The sequence below is a fragment of the Catonella sp. genome (genome assembly GCF_057250765.1).
The window spans coordinates 122,851-142,647 of record NZ_DBHIEC010000001.1; the positions used below are offsets into that span (position 1 = coordinate 122,851).

Below are 19,797 nucleotides of genomic sequence, written 5' to 3' on the forward strand. Positions count from 1 at the left end.
AAACTAATTTTAAAATTTGGAGGTAATTTTTATGTCAGGTTTAGGTCTTTTCTTTGCAGTTCTTGGTGCTGCACTAGCAGCAGGTGTTGCAGGTGCCGGTTCAGCTAAGGGTGTTGGTATTGCAGGTCAGGCTGCAGCAGGTGTTGTTACTGATGATCCTAGCCAGTTCGGTCGTGTTCTTGTATTACAGCTTCTTCCTGGTACACAGGGTATTTATGGTCTTCTCATTGCCTTCATTGCACTCCTTAACCTTGGAGTAATCGGTGGTAATGTTCAGGAGATTTCACTTGTTAAGGGACTTGCTTATTTTGCAGCTTGTATGCCTATAGCTATTGCAGGCTATGTATCAGCTGTATTCCAGGCTAAGGCTGCCGTTGCTTCTATCGCACTTGCAGCAAAACGCCCTGACCAGTTCGGTAAGTCAATGATCTTCCCTTCAATGGTTGAGACTTATGCAATCTTAGCACTTCTTGTTTCCTTCCTTGCACTCATCGGTGTTAACGGAATGAATTTCTAACTTCCGCTAAATATCTTTTTAAGTACGGATTTAGAAATTTAGCCGTTCTTTCAAAGTAAAATGTGAAAGAACATCCTATGACATACAGCTTGTAATGTCATCATTTCGTAAAAATAATAACAAGGAGGCAACATGACAGGATTAGAAAAAATCACCAGCGAAATAAAAGCTGATGCTGATAAAAGCGTAGCTGCCATCATTGATAAGGCAAACGCTGAGGCTAAAAGCATACTCGCCGGTGCTGAAAAAGAAGCCGCAGAAGCTGTCGCGAAAATAAATCACGATGTTTCTGTTCGCCTGTCTGCCAGCAAATCCACTGCTGAATCAGCTGCTGCTCTTAGAAAGCGCCGTCTGATTCTTGAGGAAAAGCAAAAACTGATAGGTGAAGTAATAGAAGAAGCTAAGAATTTAATCTATGCTCTTCCTGATAATGTATATTTTGAAAAGATATTAAAATTAGCAGAAAAGAATGTAAGCCCTGCTGAAGGTACAATCATCTTCAATGCAAAGGATCTTTCAAGACTTCCTGCTGACTTCGAAACAAAGCTTAACGTGGTTGCGGCTGCTAAGGGCGGAAAGCTCACTGTATCTAAAGAAACCCGTCCTATAGACGGCGGTTTTGTACTTCTTTATGAAGGTATAGACCAGAACTGCTCTATAACCTCACTTTTTGAGACACATATAGAGTCAGTACAGGATAAAATTCAGAAACTCTTGTTTTAACCATGAAAAAACCTGGAGGTAATATGTCAGAAGAATATGTTTATGCGGTCGCGAGAATCCGCAGTGCTGAGCTTCGTCTTTTAACCAGCTCGGTTCTCGAATCTCTTCTCGCCGCTAAAAGCTATGATGAATGCCTTCGCCTGTTATCAGACCATGGTTGGGACATAGATGAATCGATGTCTTTATCCACCATACTAAAGAACGAGAGGGATAAGACTTGGAAGTTCATTTCTGAGCTTGTTTCCGATCCACACGTCTTCGATGTATTTCTCTACGCAAATGATTATCACAACCTTAAGGCTGCAGTTAAGTCTGCCGCTGAGCAGATAAACCGTGATGACATTTACTTCGCTAAGGATCAGTGCTCTATAGATCCTGAAATCATCCGTAAGGCGCTTGGACAGAGGGAATTTTCCTCACTTCCATCTGATATGCAGAAGGTCGCTGCGGAAGCCCTTGATACTCTTTTACACACAGGCGACGGTGGGCTTTGCGATATCATTATCGACAAGGCTGCACTTACTAAAATATATGAGTCCGGCAAAAAATCAGGTAATGAAATACTTGAATTGTACGGAGAACTCACAGTGGCATCTGCAGACATTAAGACTGCAATAAGAGCCTGCATGATAGGTAAAGATATCTCTTTCCTTGAAAAGGCACTTGCTCCATGTGATTCTCTTAATGTAGACAGACTTGCAAAAGCCGCTACAGAAAGCCTTGATGCAATTTACGAATATCTTTCTCACACAGCCTATTTGGATGCAGTTCCTGAGATTAAGAAATCCCCTTCAGCATTTGAACGGTGGTGTGATAATCTGATAATTGCAAAAATTCGTCCACAGCGTCATAATCCGTTTTCAATCGGACCTCTTGCTGCTTATATACTTGCAAGAGAAAATGAAATAAAATCTGTGAGAATTATACTCTCAGGCAAGGTTAATAACCTCTCCGATGATTCTCTCAGGGAAAGGGTAAGGGAAACGTATGTCTAGAATAGCAGTTATGGGAGACATAGATAGTATCTATGGTTTCGGTGCTCTTGGTTTTGACACCTTCCCTTTTACCGACCAGGCTGAAGCAGCCAAGAAGCTTCGTGAGCTTGCAGATATGGACTACTCCATCATCTACATGACTGAGGCTCTTGCTGATAAATTAAGCGACTTGATTGATCATTATAGGGAAGAGCTGCTTCCTGCGATCATACTCATTCCAGGAGTTTCCGGCAATACCGGAAAGGGAATCGAGTTAGTTAAGAAGTCTGTGGAACAGGCAGTTGGTTCAGATATCATCTTTAATAACTAAGGAGCATAATAATGAATACAGGAACAATCAAAAAAATCGCCGGACCTCTTGTTATAGCTAGAGGTATGGGCGGAGCAAATATGTTCGACGTTGTTCGTGTAAGTGAGCAGCGTCTTATAGGAGAAATCATCGAAATGCACGGTGATGAAGCTTCTATACAGGTTTACGAAGAGACCTCCGGTCTTGCTCCGGGAGCACCTGTTGAGTCAACGGGATACCCTATGAGCGTTGAGTTAGGACCTGGTCTTATCGGAAGTATTTACGACGGAATTCAGCGACCTCTTGACGATATCATGAAGGTAACAGGAGGAAACCTCCTCAGCCGTGGTGTTGAAGTTCCTGCACTTAAGCGCGAAAAGGTGTGGCATTTTGTCCCTGCTAAGAAGGTAGGCGACAAGGTTACACACGGTGATATAATCGGAACAGTTCAGGAAACTCAGGTAGTATCTCACAAGATTCTCGTTCCACAGGGCGTAGAGGGTGAAATCACTGAGATAAATGAAGGTGACTACAAGATTACAGATATGGTGGCTAAGGTTAAGACTGCAAACGGCGAGACTAAGGAAGTCGGTCTTATGCAGAAATGGCCTGTACGTAAGGAGCGTCCTTACAAGCAGAAACTTTCTCCTGATATGCCGCTTATCACAGGACAGAGAATAGTTGATACCCTCTTCCCTATCGCTAAGGGTGGTGTTGCTGCGGTTCCGGGACCTTTCGGTTCAGGTAAGACAGTAGTTCAGCATCAGCTTGCTAAGTGGGCAGAGGCTGACATCGTAGTTTATATCGGTTGCGGTGAGCGTGGAAACGAGATGACAGACGTTCTTAACGAGTTCCCAGAGCTTATTGACCCTAAGACAGGCCACTCTCTTATGGAGAGAACAGTACTTATTGCAAATACCTCAGATATGCCGGTTGCGGCTCGTGAGGCGAGCGTATATACAGGTATTACCATAGCTGAGTACTTCAGAGATATGGGATACTCAGTAGCTCTTATGGCGGACTCTACTTCCCGTTGGGCAGAGGCTCTTCGTGAGATGTCAGGACGTCTTGAGGAAATGCCTGGTGAAGAGGGTTACCCGGCTTACCTTGGTTCCCGTCTTGCACAGTTCTATGAGCGTGCAGGTAGAGTTAAGGTACTTGGTGAAGAGGATAAAGAAGGAAGTCTTTCAGTTATCGGTGCGGTTTCCCCTGCCGGTGGTGATATATCTGAGCCGGTTACTCAGGCAACTCTGCGTATCGTAAAGGTATTCTGGAGACTTGATGCTAACCTTGCTTATCAGCGTCACTTCCCTGCAATCAACTGGCTTGAGAGTTATTCTCTTTATAACTCAATGGACCCTTGGTTTGCTAAAAATATCAGTGAGGACTGGGTTCCTTATAAGAACAGAGTAATGGCTATCCTTCAGGACGAGTCAGCTCTTAAGGAAATGGTTCAGCTCGTTGGTGAAGATGCTCTCTCCGCTCCTGACCGTCTTAAGATGGAAGTTGCAAGGTCTGTAAGAGAGGATTTACTCCAGCAGAACGCATTTATGGAGGAAGATACATATACTTCTCTTCATAAACAGTTTATGCTTATGAAACTTATACTTACTTTCTATGATATTTGTCTTGAGGCTCTTGATAAGGGTGCAAATATCAATAAGCTTATAGCTATGGAAGTTCGTGAGCCTATCGGTCGTTTTAAATATACTGCTGAGGACAAGGTTGATGAAAGATTTAAGGAAATCGAAGCAGCCCTTGCTAAAGAAGCAGATGATGTAGCACAGGAGGTAGACTTCTAATGGCAAAAGAATATAGAACAATACAAGAGGTTGCCGGTCCTCTTATGCTCGTACGCGGCGTATCTGATGTCGCATACGATGAACTCGGTGAAATTGAGCTTGCTGATGGCAGCAGGCGTAGGTGCAGGGTACTTGAGATAGACGATGGTAATGCTCTCGTACAGCTTTTCGAGTCTTCAACAGGTATCAACCTTGAGAGCTCTAAGGTACGTTTCCTTGGAAGAAGCATGGAGATTGGTGTATCTGAGGATATGCTCTCTCGTGTCTTTGACGGTCTTGGACGTCCTATCGATGGCGGTCCGGAAATCCTTCCTGAGGAAAGACGTGACGTAGCAGGTCTTCCTATGAACCCTGCTGCAAGAAGCTACCCTGAGGAGTTCATTCAGACTGGTGTATCCGCTATTGACGGACTTAATACACTTGTACGTGGACAGAAGCTCCCTATATTCTCCGGTTCAGGTCTTCCACACGCTGAGCTTGCTGCACAGATTGCACGTCAGGCAAAGGTTGTAGGAACAGATGAGCCATTCGCGGTTGTATTTGCCGCTATGGGTATTACCTTCGAAGAGTCCAACTACTTCGTAGAGTCCTTCAAGGAAACAGGAGCTATTGATAGAGCCGTTCTCTTTATGAACCTTGCAAATGACCCTGCTGTAGAGCGTATTGCTACTCCTAAGATGGCACTTACCACAGCTGAGTTCCTTGCTTTTGAAAAGGGAATGCATGTACTCGTTATCCTTACAGATATTACCAACTATGCAGATGCTCTTCGTGAGATATCAGCAGCTCGTAAGGAAGTTCCTGGACGTCGTGGATATCCTGGTTACATGTATACTGACCTTGCTACTATGTATGAGCGTGCAGGCCGTCAGAATGGAAAGAACGGATCTATCACAATGATTCCTATTCTTACCATGCCTGAGGATGACAAGACTCACCCAATCCCTGACCTTACAGGATATATTACAGAGGGACAGATTATTCTTTCCCGTGATCTTTATCGTAAGAAGATTGAGCCACCTATCAACGTTCTCCCATCTCTTTCCCGTCTTAAGGATAAGGGTATCGGTGAGGGCAAGACCAGAGCAGACCATGCAAATACCATGAACCAGCTCTTCTCAGCTTATGCTCGTGGTAAGGACGCTAAGGAGCTTATGGTCATCCTCGGTGAGGCAGCTCTTTCAGATATAGACAAGCTCTATGCTAAGTTTGCAGATGAATTTGAAGCTACCTATGTATCACAGGGCTTTAGAACAGACAGAAGCATCGAAGAAACCTTAAACATCGGCTGGGATCTCCTCAGAATCCTTCCTAGAAGTGAGCTGAAGAGAATCAGAGATGAATACCTTGATAAATACTACGATAAGAAATAAACTAACGCATAAACGACTTCGTAATGCTAACAAATGAGTGTAAGCTTGCTTACAAACTCATTTGTCAGCTTACGAAGGGTAACGATACGAAATATACTACGCGTCAGCGGAGTCTATGAGTAGCGTGCGTTTATGCGTAAAACCGCAAACACGAAATGGATTACACGCCAGTGTAAGCTATGAGTAGCGTACGTTTATGCATTGCAATTAACCCAATCAATTATCAAGGGAGGTGAAAATTTGGCAACTGTTAATGCAACAAGAATGGAGCTTACGAGGCTTAAAGGTAAACTCATTACCGCTACCAGAGGACATAAGCTCTTAAAGGACAAGCGTGATGAGCTGATGCGTGAGTTCCTTGACCTTGTTAGAAAAAACAAAGCTCTGCGTGAAAAGGTTGAAGAAGACCTTAAGAATGCAAATAAGAACTTTGTTATAGCCCGCTCTACTATGTCAGATGAAACTGTAAGAGTTGCCTTTATGGCACCTAAGCAGGAGCTGACAGTTGAGGTAAGCACCCGCAATGTAATGAGTGTTAATATACCTCAGTTTGAAACAAAGACAAGAACCAGTGACGAGGGAGATATCTACTCATACGGTTTTGCCTTTACCTCAAGCGACCTTGACACTGCCGTTCTCTCTCTTTCAAATATTCAGAAGGATCTTATCACCCTCGCAGAGGTTGAGAAATCCTGCTCGCTTATGGCTGCTGAAATTGAAAAGACCAGAAGGCGTGTTAATGCTCTTGAATATGTTATGATACCTACCTTACAGGCTAATATCAAGATGATAACCATGAAGCTTGATGAGAACGAAAGAAGTACTCAGATAAGACTTATGAAGGTTAAGGATATGATGCTTGAAGAGACACATCATTATAAAGAAAAACAGGAAATACTCTTTAACAGGATAACTGAAGAGTAAAGCCATTAAACTTAAAAAGGACTTTTGATTATATACTGTAATCAGAAGTCCTTTTCTTTTTCCAAATTTAATCATTTCTGCATATTAGAAGATAACATTTATCTGCTATAGGCTGTTCTCCACCATTTCATCTGAATTGGTTTTAAACATATTTCCTGTTAGAATACAAGAGGAAAACAGGACTGTAGATATATTTAGTATCAATGGTATTTTTATTCTTGTCAAGTTCATTAAAATTCATAGTTTAATTATTTAATTTGAATTTGATTCTATTAGATTTATATTGATTTAAATATTCAATTATCGAATAGAACTTGAATTTTAAATTAAGTTATATGGACGAAAAAAAACCCGCTGTACACATTAAAATGCACAGCGGATATCACGTTTTTTCAAAGCATCCGGTTAGTATTAAAACTATTACTTTCTTTTTCTAACTGCAAGTCCTAAGGCTACAAGTACTATACCAAGGATTGACAAGAGTCCACCTACTGTTCCACCTGTTTTAGGGAGGTTAGCAGTTCCTTCAGGAGTAGAATCCTCATCAACGTTTACAGGAGCCTCTTTTGAAGTATCATTTTTAACCTTGGCAGATCCTTCAGGAACCTTATCTTCATCTACATCAACTACGCCATCATTGTCATCAGTGTTTTCATCTGCTGGAGTTGTTTCAGTATTTCCGTTAGAAATATTTGTATCTCCCTGAGGAGTTGTATCGTCTGGTACTGTCACTACCGGAGTTGTCTCTGGTAGTGTTGGAGTTGTAACAGGCACTAAAGGTGTTGTTGCAGGTACTAAAGGTGTTGTTGCAGGTACTGTTGGAGTTGTAGGTACAACAGGACTTACACTTGTAATCTCAGTGTTAGTAATGTTACCCTTCTCATCGTATGACACTCTGTAATTCCTGTTATTTAAGGTTATTGCATCTCCACTTGCAACTATTTTATTATTAGCATCAAGCTCCTTAATTTCATACTGTACAGCATTGCCAAGTTCATCAGCAAGAGGTACATTATAAACCTTTACCGTAGATTTATCAGGAGTTCCTGCATTCTCAACCTTTACTGTATAATTTAGCTTGTCTGTGCCACCTTTTTTGAAAAGCCCAAAGCTTGCCTGTCCTACTGTTCCTGTCCAAGTCTTAGTTACCTGGATATTGCCTTTGTTTACAGAAGAATCATCGAAAATCAATTTTTTATCAGCTGGCTTATCTTGATCGTCAACTAATTTAGCGCTTTTAGTTACTTTTTTAGTCTCATCATTAATTTTAGTCTCTGTGACCGCATATTCAATTGGATTGCCAGCCAAATCGTATACAGGGAGAGAAATCTGCTTTTCCCAGCCATTCTTAGAATATAATAGAACCTCTCCTGCAGGTACTCCGTTTGCTGTGAGTGTAAGTTTGGTGCCGGTTTTTTCATCACCTGCATTCCATTCTTTCTTAAGAGTAAGTGTCTTCTTAACTCTTGTATTGGTGAGTTCAATAGTCGAATCATCAGTAACTACTTTCGCAACAGAAAGAGAAGAAGTAAAGACCTTCGTAGCCTTTTCTTCAACAGTATAAAATACAGCTCCTTCTTGGTAAGTTTTTTCTAAATAAATATTAGCTGTCCAAGTTTTTTTATCTTCAGATTCTTTGATATTGTAATACTCTACAGCTTCCTCATCAAGAGAAAGAATAATATCAATAGCGCCTTTACTAACTGGTTTAACTACGCCATTATTATCTTTCTGTTTTGCCTCAATTTTAAAAACAGCTTTGGTACCAGGCTCGGGTTCGCTGTCCCAATGCTTGATTATCTTAAGCTCTAACATCTTGCTAAAATCAGGTCCCTCAGCCTTAGCGACACCGAGATTCATCCCGCTTAACAAGCTTACAATCATCATTAAGACCATAAGTCCAGCTAGGAACACGTTCTTTTTCTTGTTCTTCATACTCAACCTCTTCTTCATTTGAATTATTATTACCAAAGTATATTTTACCACCACATTCCATTCTGAATAGCAGTCTAAAACATACCTGTATACAGAAAGTCATTATATCACACAAAGGTTACATTTCGGTTACATTTCGGTTACATCCCGACAAATCTTAACATTTTATTAATTTCACACCTCATACATCATAAGAGCTGCTGCCACTGCGGCATTTAAGGATTCTACCTTCCCATGCATAGGTATGATTACACAGGTATCAGCGAGATTGGCTATCTCATCACTTAGTCCTCTCGCCTCATTGCCTATAAGAATCCCTGCTTTATCACTGTATGAGATATCTCTGTAGCTCTCCTTGCCCTTTAGGTGGGTTGCATAGAAGCTTATTCCATCTCTCTTAAGGCCTATGATAACGGCTTTTAAGTCATCCACATAGGAAAAAGGCAGCCTAAAGATGCTGCCCATGGTTGAACGTACTACCTTTGGGTTAAAGATATCTACCGTTCCCTTTCCCATAATTACTCCAGTCACTCCAGCTGCCTCTGCTGTACGCATAATGGTGCCGAGATTCCCCGGGTCTGCTGTGTCTTCAAGTACCAAGAGCTTTATCTTACCGGATTTTTCATAGGTTTTTTTAAGGTAGTTTCCTTCTAAAAGCCCAGACTCAGGCATTTCTACCACTGCAAGGATGCCCTGAGGGGTTATTGTTTCAGACACTGACTTAAATACAGCATCTGAAACAACTGTAAGCGAAGTCCCAAGTTTTACCTGCTTTGTGATATATTTATCATTCTCACTCAACAAGTTATTCTTAGATAAATCACCTGATACTATCTCCTTATAAAGACTTTCAGAGACGACAATTTCAAGCACATTGCCATACTCCAAAGCCTCATCTACCAGCTTAATTCCCTCAACTACAAAGCTTTGGTTCTTCTTCCTTATGCTGCCCTTTTCTAAAAGACTTCGTATGTACTTAATCCTTTTATTATCTTTACTACTAATAATCTCCATAAAGTCACGCTGTCCTTTATTTAATCAGCTTAATATCCCCAAACTGCCTATTGATGAAGTTTACTGCCTCTTCATTGGTATTAAATTTCTTAAATATCTTGAGTATATTCTCAATTCCATCTTCAACTGTCTTTGATGATAGAGTCCGCTTAATTATATGGTTTGCCTCTGCTTCCTTACGGTTAAATAATAAGTCATCCCTTCTGGTACTTGACTTAGCAAGGTCGATAGCCGGGAAGATTCTCTTCTCGGATAGTCCTCTATCTAGCACGAGCTCCATATTACCTGTACCCTTAAATTCCTCAAAAACTACATCATCCATCCTGCTTCCTGTATCTACAAGGGCTGTAGCAAGTATGGTAAGGCTTCCTCCCTCACGCATATTTCTTGCGGCACCGAAGAAACGCTTAGGCATGTGGAGTGCAGCTGGATCAAGACCACCTGAAAGTGTTCTACCACTAGGTGATACTATGAGGTTGTAAGCTCTGGCAAGTCTTGTGATACTGTCAAGAAGTATAATTACATCCTTCTTATACTCTACGAGACGTTTAGCACGTTCAATAACCATTTCAGCCACACGCTTGTGGTTCTCAGGAGCCTCATCAAAGGTGGAGTAGATAATCTCAACCTTATCTCCTGATATTGAATCCTTCATGTCAGTTACTTCCTCAGGACGCTCATCGATAAGGAGGATAATAACATGCATCTCAGGATTATTCTCAGTTACCGCTTTTGCTATCTGCTTAAGAAGGGTAGTCTTACCCGCCTTTGGCTGGGATACTATCATACCTCTTTGTCCCTTACCTATAGGTGCAATAAGGTCTATCATACGCATAGATATAACATTATCATTAGGTGTCTCAAGGCGGATTCTTCTATTAGGGAAGATAGGCACAAGATCCTCGAACTTAGGGCGCTCAAGTGATTCCTTGATGTACTTGCCATTAACCGTCCTAATGTAGAAAAGGGCTGCAAATTTCTCTGAGTTATTCTTCACCCTGGTATTTCCAACTATGATATCACCTGTCTTAAGGTTAAATCTCCTTATCTGCGCAGGAGATACATATACATCATTTTCTCCCGGAAGATAGTTGTCACATCTTATAAATCCAAAGCCTTCAGGCATTATCTCTAAGATACCTGTCTTTGTTTCACCTGAGTCAAGCCCTGCGATGTCGCCGTTGGTTCCGAGTGCAAGGAACTGATGCTGTATGCTGGCAGCCATCTCCTTATTGCTGGTTATTGCATGTACCGCAGCTATCATGTTCTGCTTTACTTCCTCACTTGTGAGAGAACGCACCTGACGATTAAGAGGAGGCTGATGGCTCTGATTGTTAGATTGTCCCTGATTGTTGTACTGGTTATTATTCTGCCCCTGACTGCTAAACTGACTCTGGTTGTTATACTGTCCCTGATTGTTATACTGATTATTATACTGGTTCTGGTTACTATACTGCCCCTGGTTATTATACTGGTTCTGGTTGTTATACTGGTTCTGGTTGTTATACTGGTTCTGGTTGTTATACTGTCCCTGATTATTATACTGTCCCTGATTATTATACTGTCCCTGATTATTATACTGCGCCTGATTGTTATACTGTCCCTGATTCTGTGACTGATTAGAATACTGATTGTTATTCTGTGTATAATTAGGTCTGCTCTGGAAGTTGTTACGCTGAATATGCTCAGGCTGCCTCATCTGAGGACGGTTAGCATACTGTACTCCGGTATTAGTTGTACTTCTGTCGGTATAAAGGGTTTTTACCTCAGACACTCTTTGAGGCTCCCTCGTTACAGGCTGCGTGCCTGCACTCTCTAGTGCTTCAAGTGCCGCCACAAGTCCTGCCTTGTTAAGCGTTGTTGTACTTTTTACACCTTTACTTTTAGCTAATTCACGAAGTTCTAAGATTTTCATTTTTGAATAATCCATTTAAATTCTCCTTTAAAATAAATATTGTTGATTGTGGGGGATTTAAGGAACTGGACAAAAGCCCGAACCACTGTTATCATGTTTTTAGCAGTTTTAATAACCTTGAGAAGTCTATGCTTATCAGGGAAAATGTTCAGACTACACTTATTTTAAATAACACTTAGGAGGTTTAATTATATGGCTAGTAATGCTATGACTTTATATAAGCTTATGATTCTGTATATGCTGAATTCATCCAACTACCCCCTTACAAACGCAAGAATATCAGAATTTATGCTGCAAAAGGGGTATGCGACTTATTTCAACCTTCAGACTGCACTTTCAGAGCTTTCTGAGACGGGGCTGATTGTATCAGAAAATACTGTGAATAGCTCTTTTTTTAAGTCAACTGAAGAAGGTAAGCGTACACTTGATTTACTGAGCAATGATATAAATCAATCCATAAAAAATGAAATTAAATCCTACTTAAGTGATAATTTCAAAACCATCAAAAGCGACATTTCCGCAACCGCCAACTATAAAGCTTCGGGAAGCGGTGACTACATTGTAAATCTTAACATAAATGAGTACCGTACTAATCTGCTAAGCCTTAGTATGTCGGTACCTGCTGAAAATATTGCTGAGAAAATCTGTGCTGAGTGGAGCAAAAAGAGTGATGATGTATATGCACTCCTTTTCAACTCTCTTGTTCTGGATAAATCGCCTCAATGATTTCCCAGAGTTCATTTACTCCAACCTTAGTTTCAGACGAAAACGGAAGCAGCTGCTCTTTAGATGTCAGGTTAAGGGTTTTCATAATGAGTTCCATCTGCCCTTTTATCTGACTTCTTTTAAGCTTATCTGTCTTAGTCGCAACTATAATGGGGGTCACCCCCTGACTAACAATCCATTCATACATCATTATATCGTTATCAGATGGCTTATGTCTACTATCAATTAATAAAAAAACATATTTTAGCATTTTAGACTGTCTCAAGTACTTCTCAACCATCTTACCCCATTTAGCTTTAACTTCTACCGCTACCTTAGTATAACCGTATCCGGGCAAATCTACAAGATATATTTTATCATTTACATTATAATAATTTATCGTCTGTGTTTTTCCCGGCTGAGCAGACACCCTGGCAAGGGCTTTTCTGTTCATAAGTGCATTGATTAAAGATGATTTGCCTACATTTGATTTCCCTGCAAATGCAAACTCGGGATAAGGCATATCAGGGATTTTACTCGTTACACCGATTACTTTCTCAAGTTCTACTTTTTTGATTACCATATTTTACCTTTCAAATGCTCGTGAAGTGCGAATACTGTCTACATAATTTTCCATAAGTCTCTGTAAGTCCTCATAGGTTTCAAGCTTATTTACCTCTCCCCTGAGCTTTGTGGAGTTAGGATAGCCTGCCGTATACCAGGCTATATGCTTTCTCATCTCTCTTACTCCCGTATATAGCCCCTTGTACTCTATCATCCAGGTCGCCTGTCTAAGTATCATAGAAAGGAATTCATCTGCCGTAGGAGGTGGGAGAATTTCTCCTCTTTCAAGATAAGCATTTATTCTGTTAAATATCCAAGGATTGCCTCTCGCACCCCTTGCTATCATAATACCGTCACAGCCTGTTTCTTCAAGCATCCTTTTTGCATCAAGCTCTGTCACCACATCACCATTTCCTATAATCGGTATACTTACAGCCTCTTTCACTGCCTTTATTATCTCCCAGTCAGCCTTACCGCTGTAGTACTGCGACCTGGTACGGCCATGTACAGCTATTGCATCCACACCTGCCGCTTCTGCTATCTTTGCTACCTCGACAGCATTTTTATTGGCTACCGTAAAGCCTGCCCTTATCTTTATTGTGACGGGTTTTTTAGAATTTTTCTTTAAACTCCTAACAATCTCAGCTATCTTTTCAGGAGTTTCCATAAGAGCCGAGCCTTCGCCGTTATTCACTACCTTTGGTACGGGACAGCCCATATTTACATCCAGGATGTCGAAGTTCCTGTCGTTAATTGCAGCCGCCATTTCGCCCATAATATCCGCATCCGAGCCAAATATCTGAAGACTTGTGGGCCGCTCTCTCTCGTCTACCGTTATAAGTTCTTCTGTATTCTTGTTCTTATACTTAAAGCCCTTGGCGCTAACCATCTCCGTATAAGTAAGTGCTACTCCGTTTTCCTTGCAGAGGACTCTAAAGGGGAGGTCTGTCACCCCCGCCATAGGCCCTAACACCAGTCTTCCATTTAGTTCAACATTTCCTATCTTAAAGCCTTTCATACTTCTCCTTTAACAAGCTCATTATAATACCTTTCGATGCCTGTAAGCAACTCTTCTTTTTCCTTTTGAAATCTGCTAAGAAGCATACCGCTGTGAATCTCATCATAAGAATAGTCATCATCATTGCTTGCAGTGTGAATGTAAAGGTTCTTATCATCATCAAAGGAAAGCGTGAGTATTCCTCCTGCCTTTTCCGTAAAGAGCACACAGGCTACCTGAAGCTCCTCCTTTATGGCAGTAGGGAGTTTGGCGAACGAACTTCCCAGATAATATTTATGTAAATACGCATTGCTGACGCAAAGAATTTGTTTTTCGTCCATTATACATCTCCTTACGGTAAATTGCCTATATCAAGTCGTGCCAAAAAATCTCCTTTTGCATGGGAATAACCCCACTTTGCAGGATTTGCCGCCTATAGCAGGCTGCACAGGCTTCATCTCATATCTGCCGCAGCGCAATCCCTCACAGAGATTTTAATGTATGTTAGCACAAACTGTGGAGCTTAGTCAATTATTCTTAGCTCTAACTGTTAAGTTTCATAATCTCATTTTCAGACATGATTGTATCCCCTGTATGTAAGGCCTCGTAGGTCTTAAGCAGCTTCTTTTCGTACTTGTCATAATCTGTACTAAGTACGCAGGAGAGCAGGATGTCTACAATACTAAGCATGGCTATACGGGAGCTGGTTGCCCCGCTTCTCATAGTCACCTCTCTTGTTAAGACATTTAGATATACATCTGCACCCTTTAAGAGATTGGTCTTTCTTAGCTGGGTTACAGCTATGATTTTACAGTTCTGAGCCTTTAAGAGCTTAAGTATTAGCTGAATCTCCTTAGTCTTACCTGAGTAGGTAAAGAGGATGCAGGCATCCTTACTACCAAGCAGGGCTGCACTCGTAAGCTGATCGTGAAAGTCTGTATGAGCGTAGGCGCTTACTCCTATTCTTCTAAACTTCTGAACCGCATCGAGGCAGACAAGGCCTGAGGCACCTATCCCAAAGAAATGCACAGACTCACAGGAAGTAAGGATGGCGACAGCTTTTTCTACTTCTGTAGTCTTAAGTATATTCTCAGTATCAGTAAGTGCCTGTCTTTCATTTCTAAATATATTTCTTACAACGCTCTTAACCGAATCTCCAGGCCTTATATCAGTATAAAGGCCTGTGTCCGCTTCATTGTCAGCGATTGCAAGTGTAAGGCCTACTATGAAGTTTCTATAACCTGAAAATCCGAGAGCTTTACAAAATCTCATCACAGACGCATCACTTGACTTACTTGCCACAGCCAGTTCTTTTATAGACATTGCCGGTACCTTGTCAGGATTCTCAAGGATGAACTCTGCGACCTTTTGCTCAACAGGTGTAAAGTCATTAAATATTGCCTTTATTTTCAACAACGGATTGCTGTCACTATTCATTCTCGCCGCCTTTCAGGAAACTTGCAAATGCGTCAAACATGTCCGCACTATACTCATATAGGGCAACCTTATTAGACTTATCACTTACCAGCTCCAAGTCGTAAGGGTTGCGAAGAGCCGCAAGGGTAAGCACTCCTTCCATGCCACAAACCTTCTCTTCAAGTGCCTTTACAAAGTCAGCCTGAGCAGCAAAAAGATGTGCATTGTAGCTTCCCATTATCACATCCATGTATTTATCAAGCCTTGATAATATCTCCTCTCTCTCCTCCTTACCAGGCTCAAGAGGTACCTTTATGAAAGGCAGATTTAGCTTCTTGCCAAGGTACTCAGCAAAGTCGAGTTCAAGCGGTTTTCCTGACACAAGGGTAACCCTGCATGACGGACAGCCCAGGATTATGGTCTCATCATTTACCGTTAGGCTTTTGCCCTCTGCTTTATTACGGACATCTATACACTTAAAACGAAGCTCATTAAATACAGTCCTAAATCTTGATATTTCTTGCTCTTCTATGTCCACCTCACTGCCGATTCCGTACTTTTCTTTTAACTGAATTATCCTCTTAGCAGATGCCTTAAGCCTGTCCACATCGACATTTTCGATAACTGCGTCAAGTATATCCCTTGCCACTGTATAGTCGTGAGATACAGTTAGCAGGTCAGCCCCTGCCATAAGAGCCTTAAGTCCTCCTTCTACCGAGCCGTAGTTTTCCTTTATTGCCCCCATTTCAAGACAGTCTGTAGCTATTATCCCTCTAAAACCAAGCTTTTCCCTAAGAAGGCCTGTTAGAACCGCCTTTGACATAGTACATGGATAGTCCTTATCAAGTGCCTTAAATATAATGTGGGAGGTCATGACGCAATCAATGCCATCCTCTATCAGCCTTGCAAAAGGTAAAATCTCCTCTCTTTCAAGCTCTTCAAGGCTTTTACTGATTGAAGGCAGTATCAGATGTGAATCGCTGTCAGTGTTGCCATGCCCCGGAAAATGCTTGATGCAGGGAATAACTCCTCCGTCTTTAAGCCCCTTTGCCATCTCCTTAGCAAAAGCGTACACAGTAGCTGCATCCTCACCATAAGAGCGGACACCTATCACAGGGTTTAGCTTGTTGTTATTGATATCACAAGATGGTGCAAGGTCAAAATTCACCCCGCACATCCTCAGTTCTTTTGCAGTTATAAGTCCTGCCTCATAGGCGTAGTGGGGCTCTCCCGTTCTTCCAATCGCCATTGCTCCAGGTGCAGACGGCAAGTCAGGAGACAGTCTTGACACCATACCTCCCTCCTGGTCTATGGAAATGAGCGCAGGATAGCCCGTAGCCTTCTTTACAACCTCTTGAATCTTACCACAAAGCCTCTTTAGCTGTTCTTTACTGTATATATTTTCGCTAAAAAGGATTACATTACCTACCTTATATTCTTCTATAAAGCTCGTAAAATCCTCTGAGATTTCATCAACACCACTAAATCCTACCATCATCATCTGTCCGGCAAGAAAGTTCTTGTCATTCATATCCATTACCAGTCTCTCCTTTATGTAGCACATAAAATACTTATCATCTACATCATTATACAGGAAACAGGTAAAATAATAAAGTAAAATTTCATCAAAATTAATTTTATGTGAAATATTATTACAAGAGATGAAGTTCAAAGGAATTCAACACGATATTTTAGCGTATTTTTATCCAAATATCAGAAAATACAAGCTATACTCCAATTCAATTACAGCACGACTAATCTAAAAATTTCACTAAAATTACTCCTATTTTCCCAAATATAATAGTTGACATCTACCAAGATTGATGATACCATGATGGCAACTTGTGAAATATTATTTCACTAAACTCTGTAAACAAAAAAATATTTTTTCGGAGGAGGAAAATTATGAAAAAGAAATCGCAGAGATTGATGGCAGGCTTTATAGCTTTAGCATCAGCGGTTACAATGCTTACTGCCTGCGGTGGCAGCAAGACAGGGACAGACAATGGCTCATCAGGCAAGGCTTCCACAGCTTCCACTACAAGCACCGCATCAAAGGCTTCAAGTGCTGCTTCGCAAGCAAAGGCAGATGACAAGCCTATCGAAATCAGCATGTATATGCCTGACAACGCAACCCTGCCTTATAAGCAGGACTGGCTTACCTTTGAGACAGTTCAGAAGAACACCAATGTTAAGCTTAATGTAGAGGCTATTCCAATAGCCGACTATCAGACCAAGGTTTCACTTGCGCTTAACACAGCCGACAACGCACCTGATGTTATCCTTTATCAGTCAAGCGTTGGTGAGAATGCCTCTTTGGCATTAAACGGTGCCATCGTTCCAATCAGTGATTACTCAGAGTGGACACCTAATTACAACGCCTGGGTGGAGAAACTTGGACTTAAGGAAGATGTGGAACGACTTAAGCTTAAAGACGGCAAGCTCTACTATATGCCTGCCCTTTATGATAAGCCTTTCTATGACGGTGGCCTTATTCTTAGAGAAGACTTCTTAAAGAAAAAGGGATTTGAAGCTCCTAAGACCTTTGATGACTTCTACAAGATCTTAAAGGCATATAAGGAAGAGAATCCTAAGTCCTATCCTCTTACCATACTTGCAGGACCTAGAGTTCTTTACAGATTTACCATGCCTTCATTTGGCATAAGCGTAGGTAAGAACAGCTCTTCAGGCTCATATACCTTAAGCTATGACTATGACAAGAAGGAATACTTCACAGGAGCAATTGATGACAAGTGTAAAGAATACTTTGCTTTCCTTGCAAAGCTTTATAAAGAAGGCCTCTTAGATCCTGAAATGGCTGATCCTATCGATGGTGATAAGTGGGCAAAATGCCTCGCAGACGGAACTTCAATAGCTTCTTGGGCATACTATGACCAGATAGGCGGAGTTGAAGCAGCGTCAAACATCGACGGCTTCAAGCTTCAGATGTATCCACCTCTTGCAGGTCCTAGCGGTGCTCACACACAGCCTCGTTCAAGAACAGTAGGTGGAATTATGTTCCCTGCCAATACTGCAAAGAGAGCAGACTTTGAGCAGGTTGTAAGAAAGATAGACGAAATGTTCTATTCAGAGGAAAATGCTAAAGTATGGTGCTTAGGCGTTGAAGGCGTTACCTACAAGATGGAAGGCGACAAGATAGTTTATAACGAAGAAATACAGAAGGCTCCTAACGGAATCTTCAAGCAGATGCAGGTTGATTATGGCTGTGGAGCAAACGGAACCCAACAGGTATGGCTCCTCGACTTAGAGCTTACAAAGTATGATGACAACTTCAAGAAGATAAACGAAGAAGTTGCTGCAATGCCTAATGCAATTCAGTCCGTACCACCTGCTCCTGCTTTTGATGATGTAACCGCAGAAGATGCCGCTTCACTCTCCACCCCTCTCGCTGATAAGTTTGAGGTATGGGCAGATGCATTTATCACAGGTAAAAAGAGCGTAGATAGCGACTGGGATGCTTATGTAAAAGAAATGAAGGATCTCGGAATCGAAGAATACTGCAAGATGTATAACGACAACCTTAAAAAATAATTTAATCCCCAAATCATTTATCCCAGTGTACTAAGCAGAATAGGGTGTCTGCGGCCGGTTGGATGAATGATTGAGATATCTTAACATTTTATGTGGCTGCTTATAAAAGCAGCCACAATTTTAAAAGGATAACAGGTATGAAAGAAAATAAATCAGCTGAAATTAGGAAAACACCGTTAAAAAGATATTTGAAAAGATATGGTGCATTGTATCTTATGCTCCTTATCCCCCTCATCTACTTCATTGTATTTAAGTATGTACCTATGGCGGGCAATGTACTTGCCTTTAGAAGATATCAGCCGGGTAAAGGTATGTTTGGTACAACCTGGACTCTAAGGTATTTTCAGAGGTTCTTAAAAGATCCAAGCTTTTGGCAGGCATTTAAGAATACCCTTGTCATTTCTCTTACAAACTTAGTAATTAACTTCCCATTGCCAATTATTTTCGCAATACTGGCCAATGAAATTACTAATAAGACCTTCAAGAAATTTGTACAGACAGTTTCTTACATGCCAAGATTTATTTCTATAGTTGTAGTAATAGCTATAATGAATGAAATACTTTCTCCAAGCTCAGGTATATTAAATGAAATACTTAAAGCAAACGGTATGGATCCGATTTATTTTATGAATGAACCTGCATTCTTTAGACCTCTTTACATCATTTCAGAGGCTTGGCAATATACCGGCTGGACAGCCATTATCTATCTCTCTGCCATTACAGGTATAAGCAGTGACCTCTATGAGGCTGCGGAGATAGACGGTGCGGGCAAGCTTCAGAAGATATGGTATATAACTATTCATTCCATACTTCCAACCATCATGGTTATGCTAATCCTTAACATAGGAAGGCTCTTAAGCCTTGGTTATGAGAAGATTCTTCTCATGTACACCCCATCCAACTCAGGTGTGAGTGACATCATAGACACCCTTGTCTACAGAACCGGTCTTATGAACCAGAACTACTCCCTTGCCACAGCCATAGGTCTTTTTGGCGGCATTATCGGTCTTGTACTGGTAACCGGTGCAAATAAGCTTAGCAGCAAGATTACCGGAAATTCTTTATACTAAGAGAGA

The 19,797-nt window shown here is 41.3% G+C and carries 18 protein-coding genes; 10 read left to right on the plus strand and 8 right to left on the minus strand.

Going from position 1 to position 19,797, the window contains the following annotated elements:
* The first annotated feature begins 25 nt into the window (after nucleotides 1-25).
* The 7 genes from ACO6HM_RS00545 (at nucleotide 26) to ACO6HM_RS00575 (ending at nucleotide 6,623) form a co-directional block, all read left to right on the plus strand.
* Nucleotides 26-517: a V-type ATP synthase subunit K gene (locus tag ACO6HM_RS00545; RefSeq protein ID WP_328706820.1), complete on the plus strand. Its 492-nt coding sequence runs from the start codon at nucleotides 26-28 to the stop codon at nucleotides 515-517.
* 132 nt (nucleotides 518-649) lie between these two features.
* The gene (locus tag ACO6HM_RS00550) at nucleotides 650-1,240 is read left to right on the plus strand and encodes a V-type ATP synthase subunit E (RefSeq protein WP_485389265.1); all 591 of its coding nucleotides are present in this window, start codon (nucleotides 650-652) and stop codon (nucleotides 1,238-1,240) included.
* 23 nt (nucleotides 1,241-1,263) lie between these two features.
* Complete coding sequence (locus ACO6HM_RS00555; protein WP_485389266.1) at nucleotides 1,264-2,235, plus strand: V-type ATPase subunit; 972 nt, start codon at nucleotides 1,264-1,266, stop codon at nucleotides 2,233-2,235.
* Nucleotides 2,228-2,545 (plus strand): V-type ATP synthase subunit F, encoded by a 318-nt coding sequence (locus tag ACO6HM_RS00560; RefSeq protein WP_485389267.1) that lies wholly within the window; start codon nucleotides 2,228-2,230, stop codon nucleotides 2,543-2,545. Before ACO6HM_RS00555 ends, ACO6HM_RS00560 begins: the two co-directional genes overlap by 8 nt.
* An 11-nt stretch (nucleotides 2,546-2,556) precedes the next feature.
* A complete protein-coding gene (locus tag ACO6HM_RS00565) occupies nucleotides 2,557-4,326 on the plus strand; it encodes a V-type ATP synthase subunit A (RefSeq protein ID WP_485389268.1) in 1,770 nt (589 codons plus the stop codon).
* Nucleotides 4,326-5,699, plus strand: a complete 1,374-nt coding sequence (locus ACO6HM_RS00570; RefSeq protein ID WP_485389269.1) for a V-type ATP synthase subunit B — start codon at nucleotides 4,326-4,328, stop codon at nucleotides 5,697-5,699. The genes ACO6HM_RS00565 and ACO6HM_RS00570 overlap by 1 nt, the downstream gene beginning before the upstream one ends.
* 240 nt (nucleotides 5,700-5,939) lie before the next feature.
* Complete coding sequence (locus tag ACO6HM_RS00575) at nucleotides 5,940-6,623, plus strand: V-type ATP synthase subunit D (protein ID WP_208429565.1); 684 nt, start codon at nucleotides 5,940-5,942, stop codon at nucleotides 6,621-6,623.
* 420 nt (nucleotides 6,624-7,043) lie between these two features.
* On the opposite strand, the gene ACO6HM_RS00580 is transcribed toward ACO6HM_RS00575, so the two are convergent.
* From ACO6HM_RS00580 to rho, 3 genes are all read right to left on the minus strand, one after another.
* Nucleotides 7,044-8,558 (minus strand): Cna B-type domain-containing protein, encoded by a 1,515-nt coding sequence (locus ACO6HM_RS00580; protein ID WP_485389270.1) that lies wholly within the window; start codon nucleotides 8,556-8,558, stop codon nucleotides 7,044-7,046.
* Between the two features lie 174 nt (nucleotides 8,559-8,732).
* Nucleotides 8,733-9,572 (minus strand): TrmH family RNA methyltransferase, encoded by an 840-nt coding sequence (locus ACO6HM_RS00585; protein WP_485389271.1) that lies wholly within the window; start codon nucleotides 9,570-9,572, stop codon nucleotides 8,733-8,735.
* Between the two features lie 16 nt (nucleotides 9,573-9,588).
* A complete protein-coding gene (rho, locus tag ACO6HM_RS00590; protein WP_485389272.1) occupies nucleotides 9,589-11,502 on the minus strand; it encodes a transcription termination factor Rho in 1,914 nt (637 codons plus the stop codon).
* A 177-nt stretch (nucleotides 11,503-11,679) separates the two neighbouring features.
* Between rho and ACO6HM_RS00595 the strand changes: the two genes are divergently transcribed.
* Nucleotides 11,680-12,213 (plus strand): DUF4364 family protein, encoded by a 534-nt coding sequence (locus ACO6HM_RS00595; protein ID WP_485389273.1) that lies wholly within the window; start codon nucleotides 11,680-11,682, stop codon nucleotides 12,211-12,213.
* On the opposite strand, the gene yihA is transcribed toward ACO6HM_RS00595, so the two are convergent.
* The 5 genes from yihA to nagZ form a co-directional block, all read right to left on the minus strand.
* Complete coding sequence (gene yihA, locus ACO6HM_RS00600; protein WP_485378510.1) at nucleotides 12,179-12,775, minus strand: ribosome biogenesis GTP-binding protein YihA/YsxC; 597 nt, start codon at nucleotides 12,773-12,775, stop codon at nucleotides 12,179-12,181. The two genes, ACO6HM_RS00595 and yihA, sit on opposite strands and share 35 nt — an antisense overlap.
* 3 nt (nucleotides 12,776-12,778) lie before the next feature.
* Nucleotides 12,779-13,774 (minus strand): tRNA dihydrouridine synthase DusB, encoded by a 996-nt coding sequence (dusB, locus tag ACO6HM_RS00605; protein WP_485389274.1) that lies wholly within the window; start codon nucleotides 13,772-13,774, stop codon nucleotides 12,779-12,781.
* Nucleotides 13,771-14,094: a DUF6145 family protein gene (locus ACO6HM_RS00610; RefSeq protein ID WP_208429573.1), complete on the minus strand. Its 324-nt coding sequence runs from the start codon at nucleotides 14,092-14,094 to the stop codon at nucleotides 13,771-13,773. The genes dusB and ACO6HM_RS00610 overlap by 4 nt, the downstream gene beginning before the upstream one ends.
* Nucleotides 14,095-14,296: 202 nt before the next feature.
* Nucleotides 14,297-15,190, minus strand: a complete 894-nt coding sequence (locus tag ACO6HM_RS00615; protein WP_485389275.1) for a MurR/RpiR family transcriptional regulator — start codon at nucleotides 15,188-15,190, stop codon at nucleotides 14,297-14,299.
* Nucleotides 15,183-16,706: a beta-N-acetylhexosaminidase gene (gene nagZ / locus ACO6HM_RS00620; RefSeq protein ID WP_485389276.1), complete on the minus strand. Its 1,524-nt coding sequence runs from the start codon at nucleotides 16,704-16,706 to the stop codon at nucleotides 15,183-15,185. The genes ACO6HM_RS00615 and nagZ overlap by 8 nt, the downstream gene beginning before the upstream one ends.
* Before the next feature lie 368 nt (nucleotides 16,707-17,074).
* On the opposite strand from nagZ, the gene ACO6HM_RS00625 reads away from it, so the two are divergent.
* A complete protein-coding gene (locus ACO6HM_RS00625; protein WP_485389277.1) occupies nucleotides 17,075-18,721 on the plus strand; it encodes an extracellular solute-binding protein in 1,647 nt (548 codons plus the stop codon).
* A 137-nt stretch (nucleotides 18,722-18,858) separates the two neighbouring features.
* A complete protein-coding gene (locus ACO6HM_RS00630; protein WP_485389278.1) occupies nucleotides 18,859-19,791 on the plus strand; it encodes an ABC transporter permease in 933 nt (310 codons plus the stop codon).
* Nucleotides 19,792-19,797 lie beyond the last annotated feature (6 nt).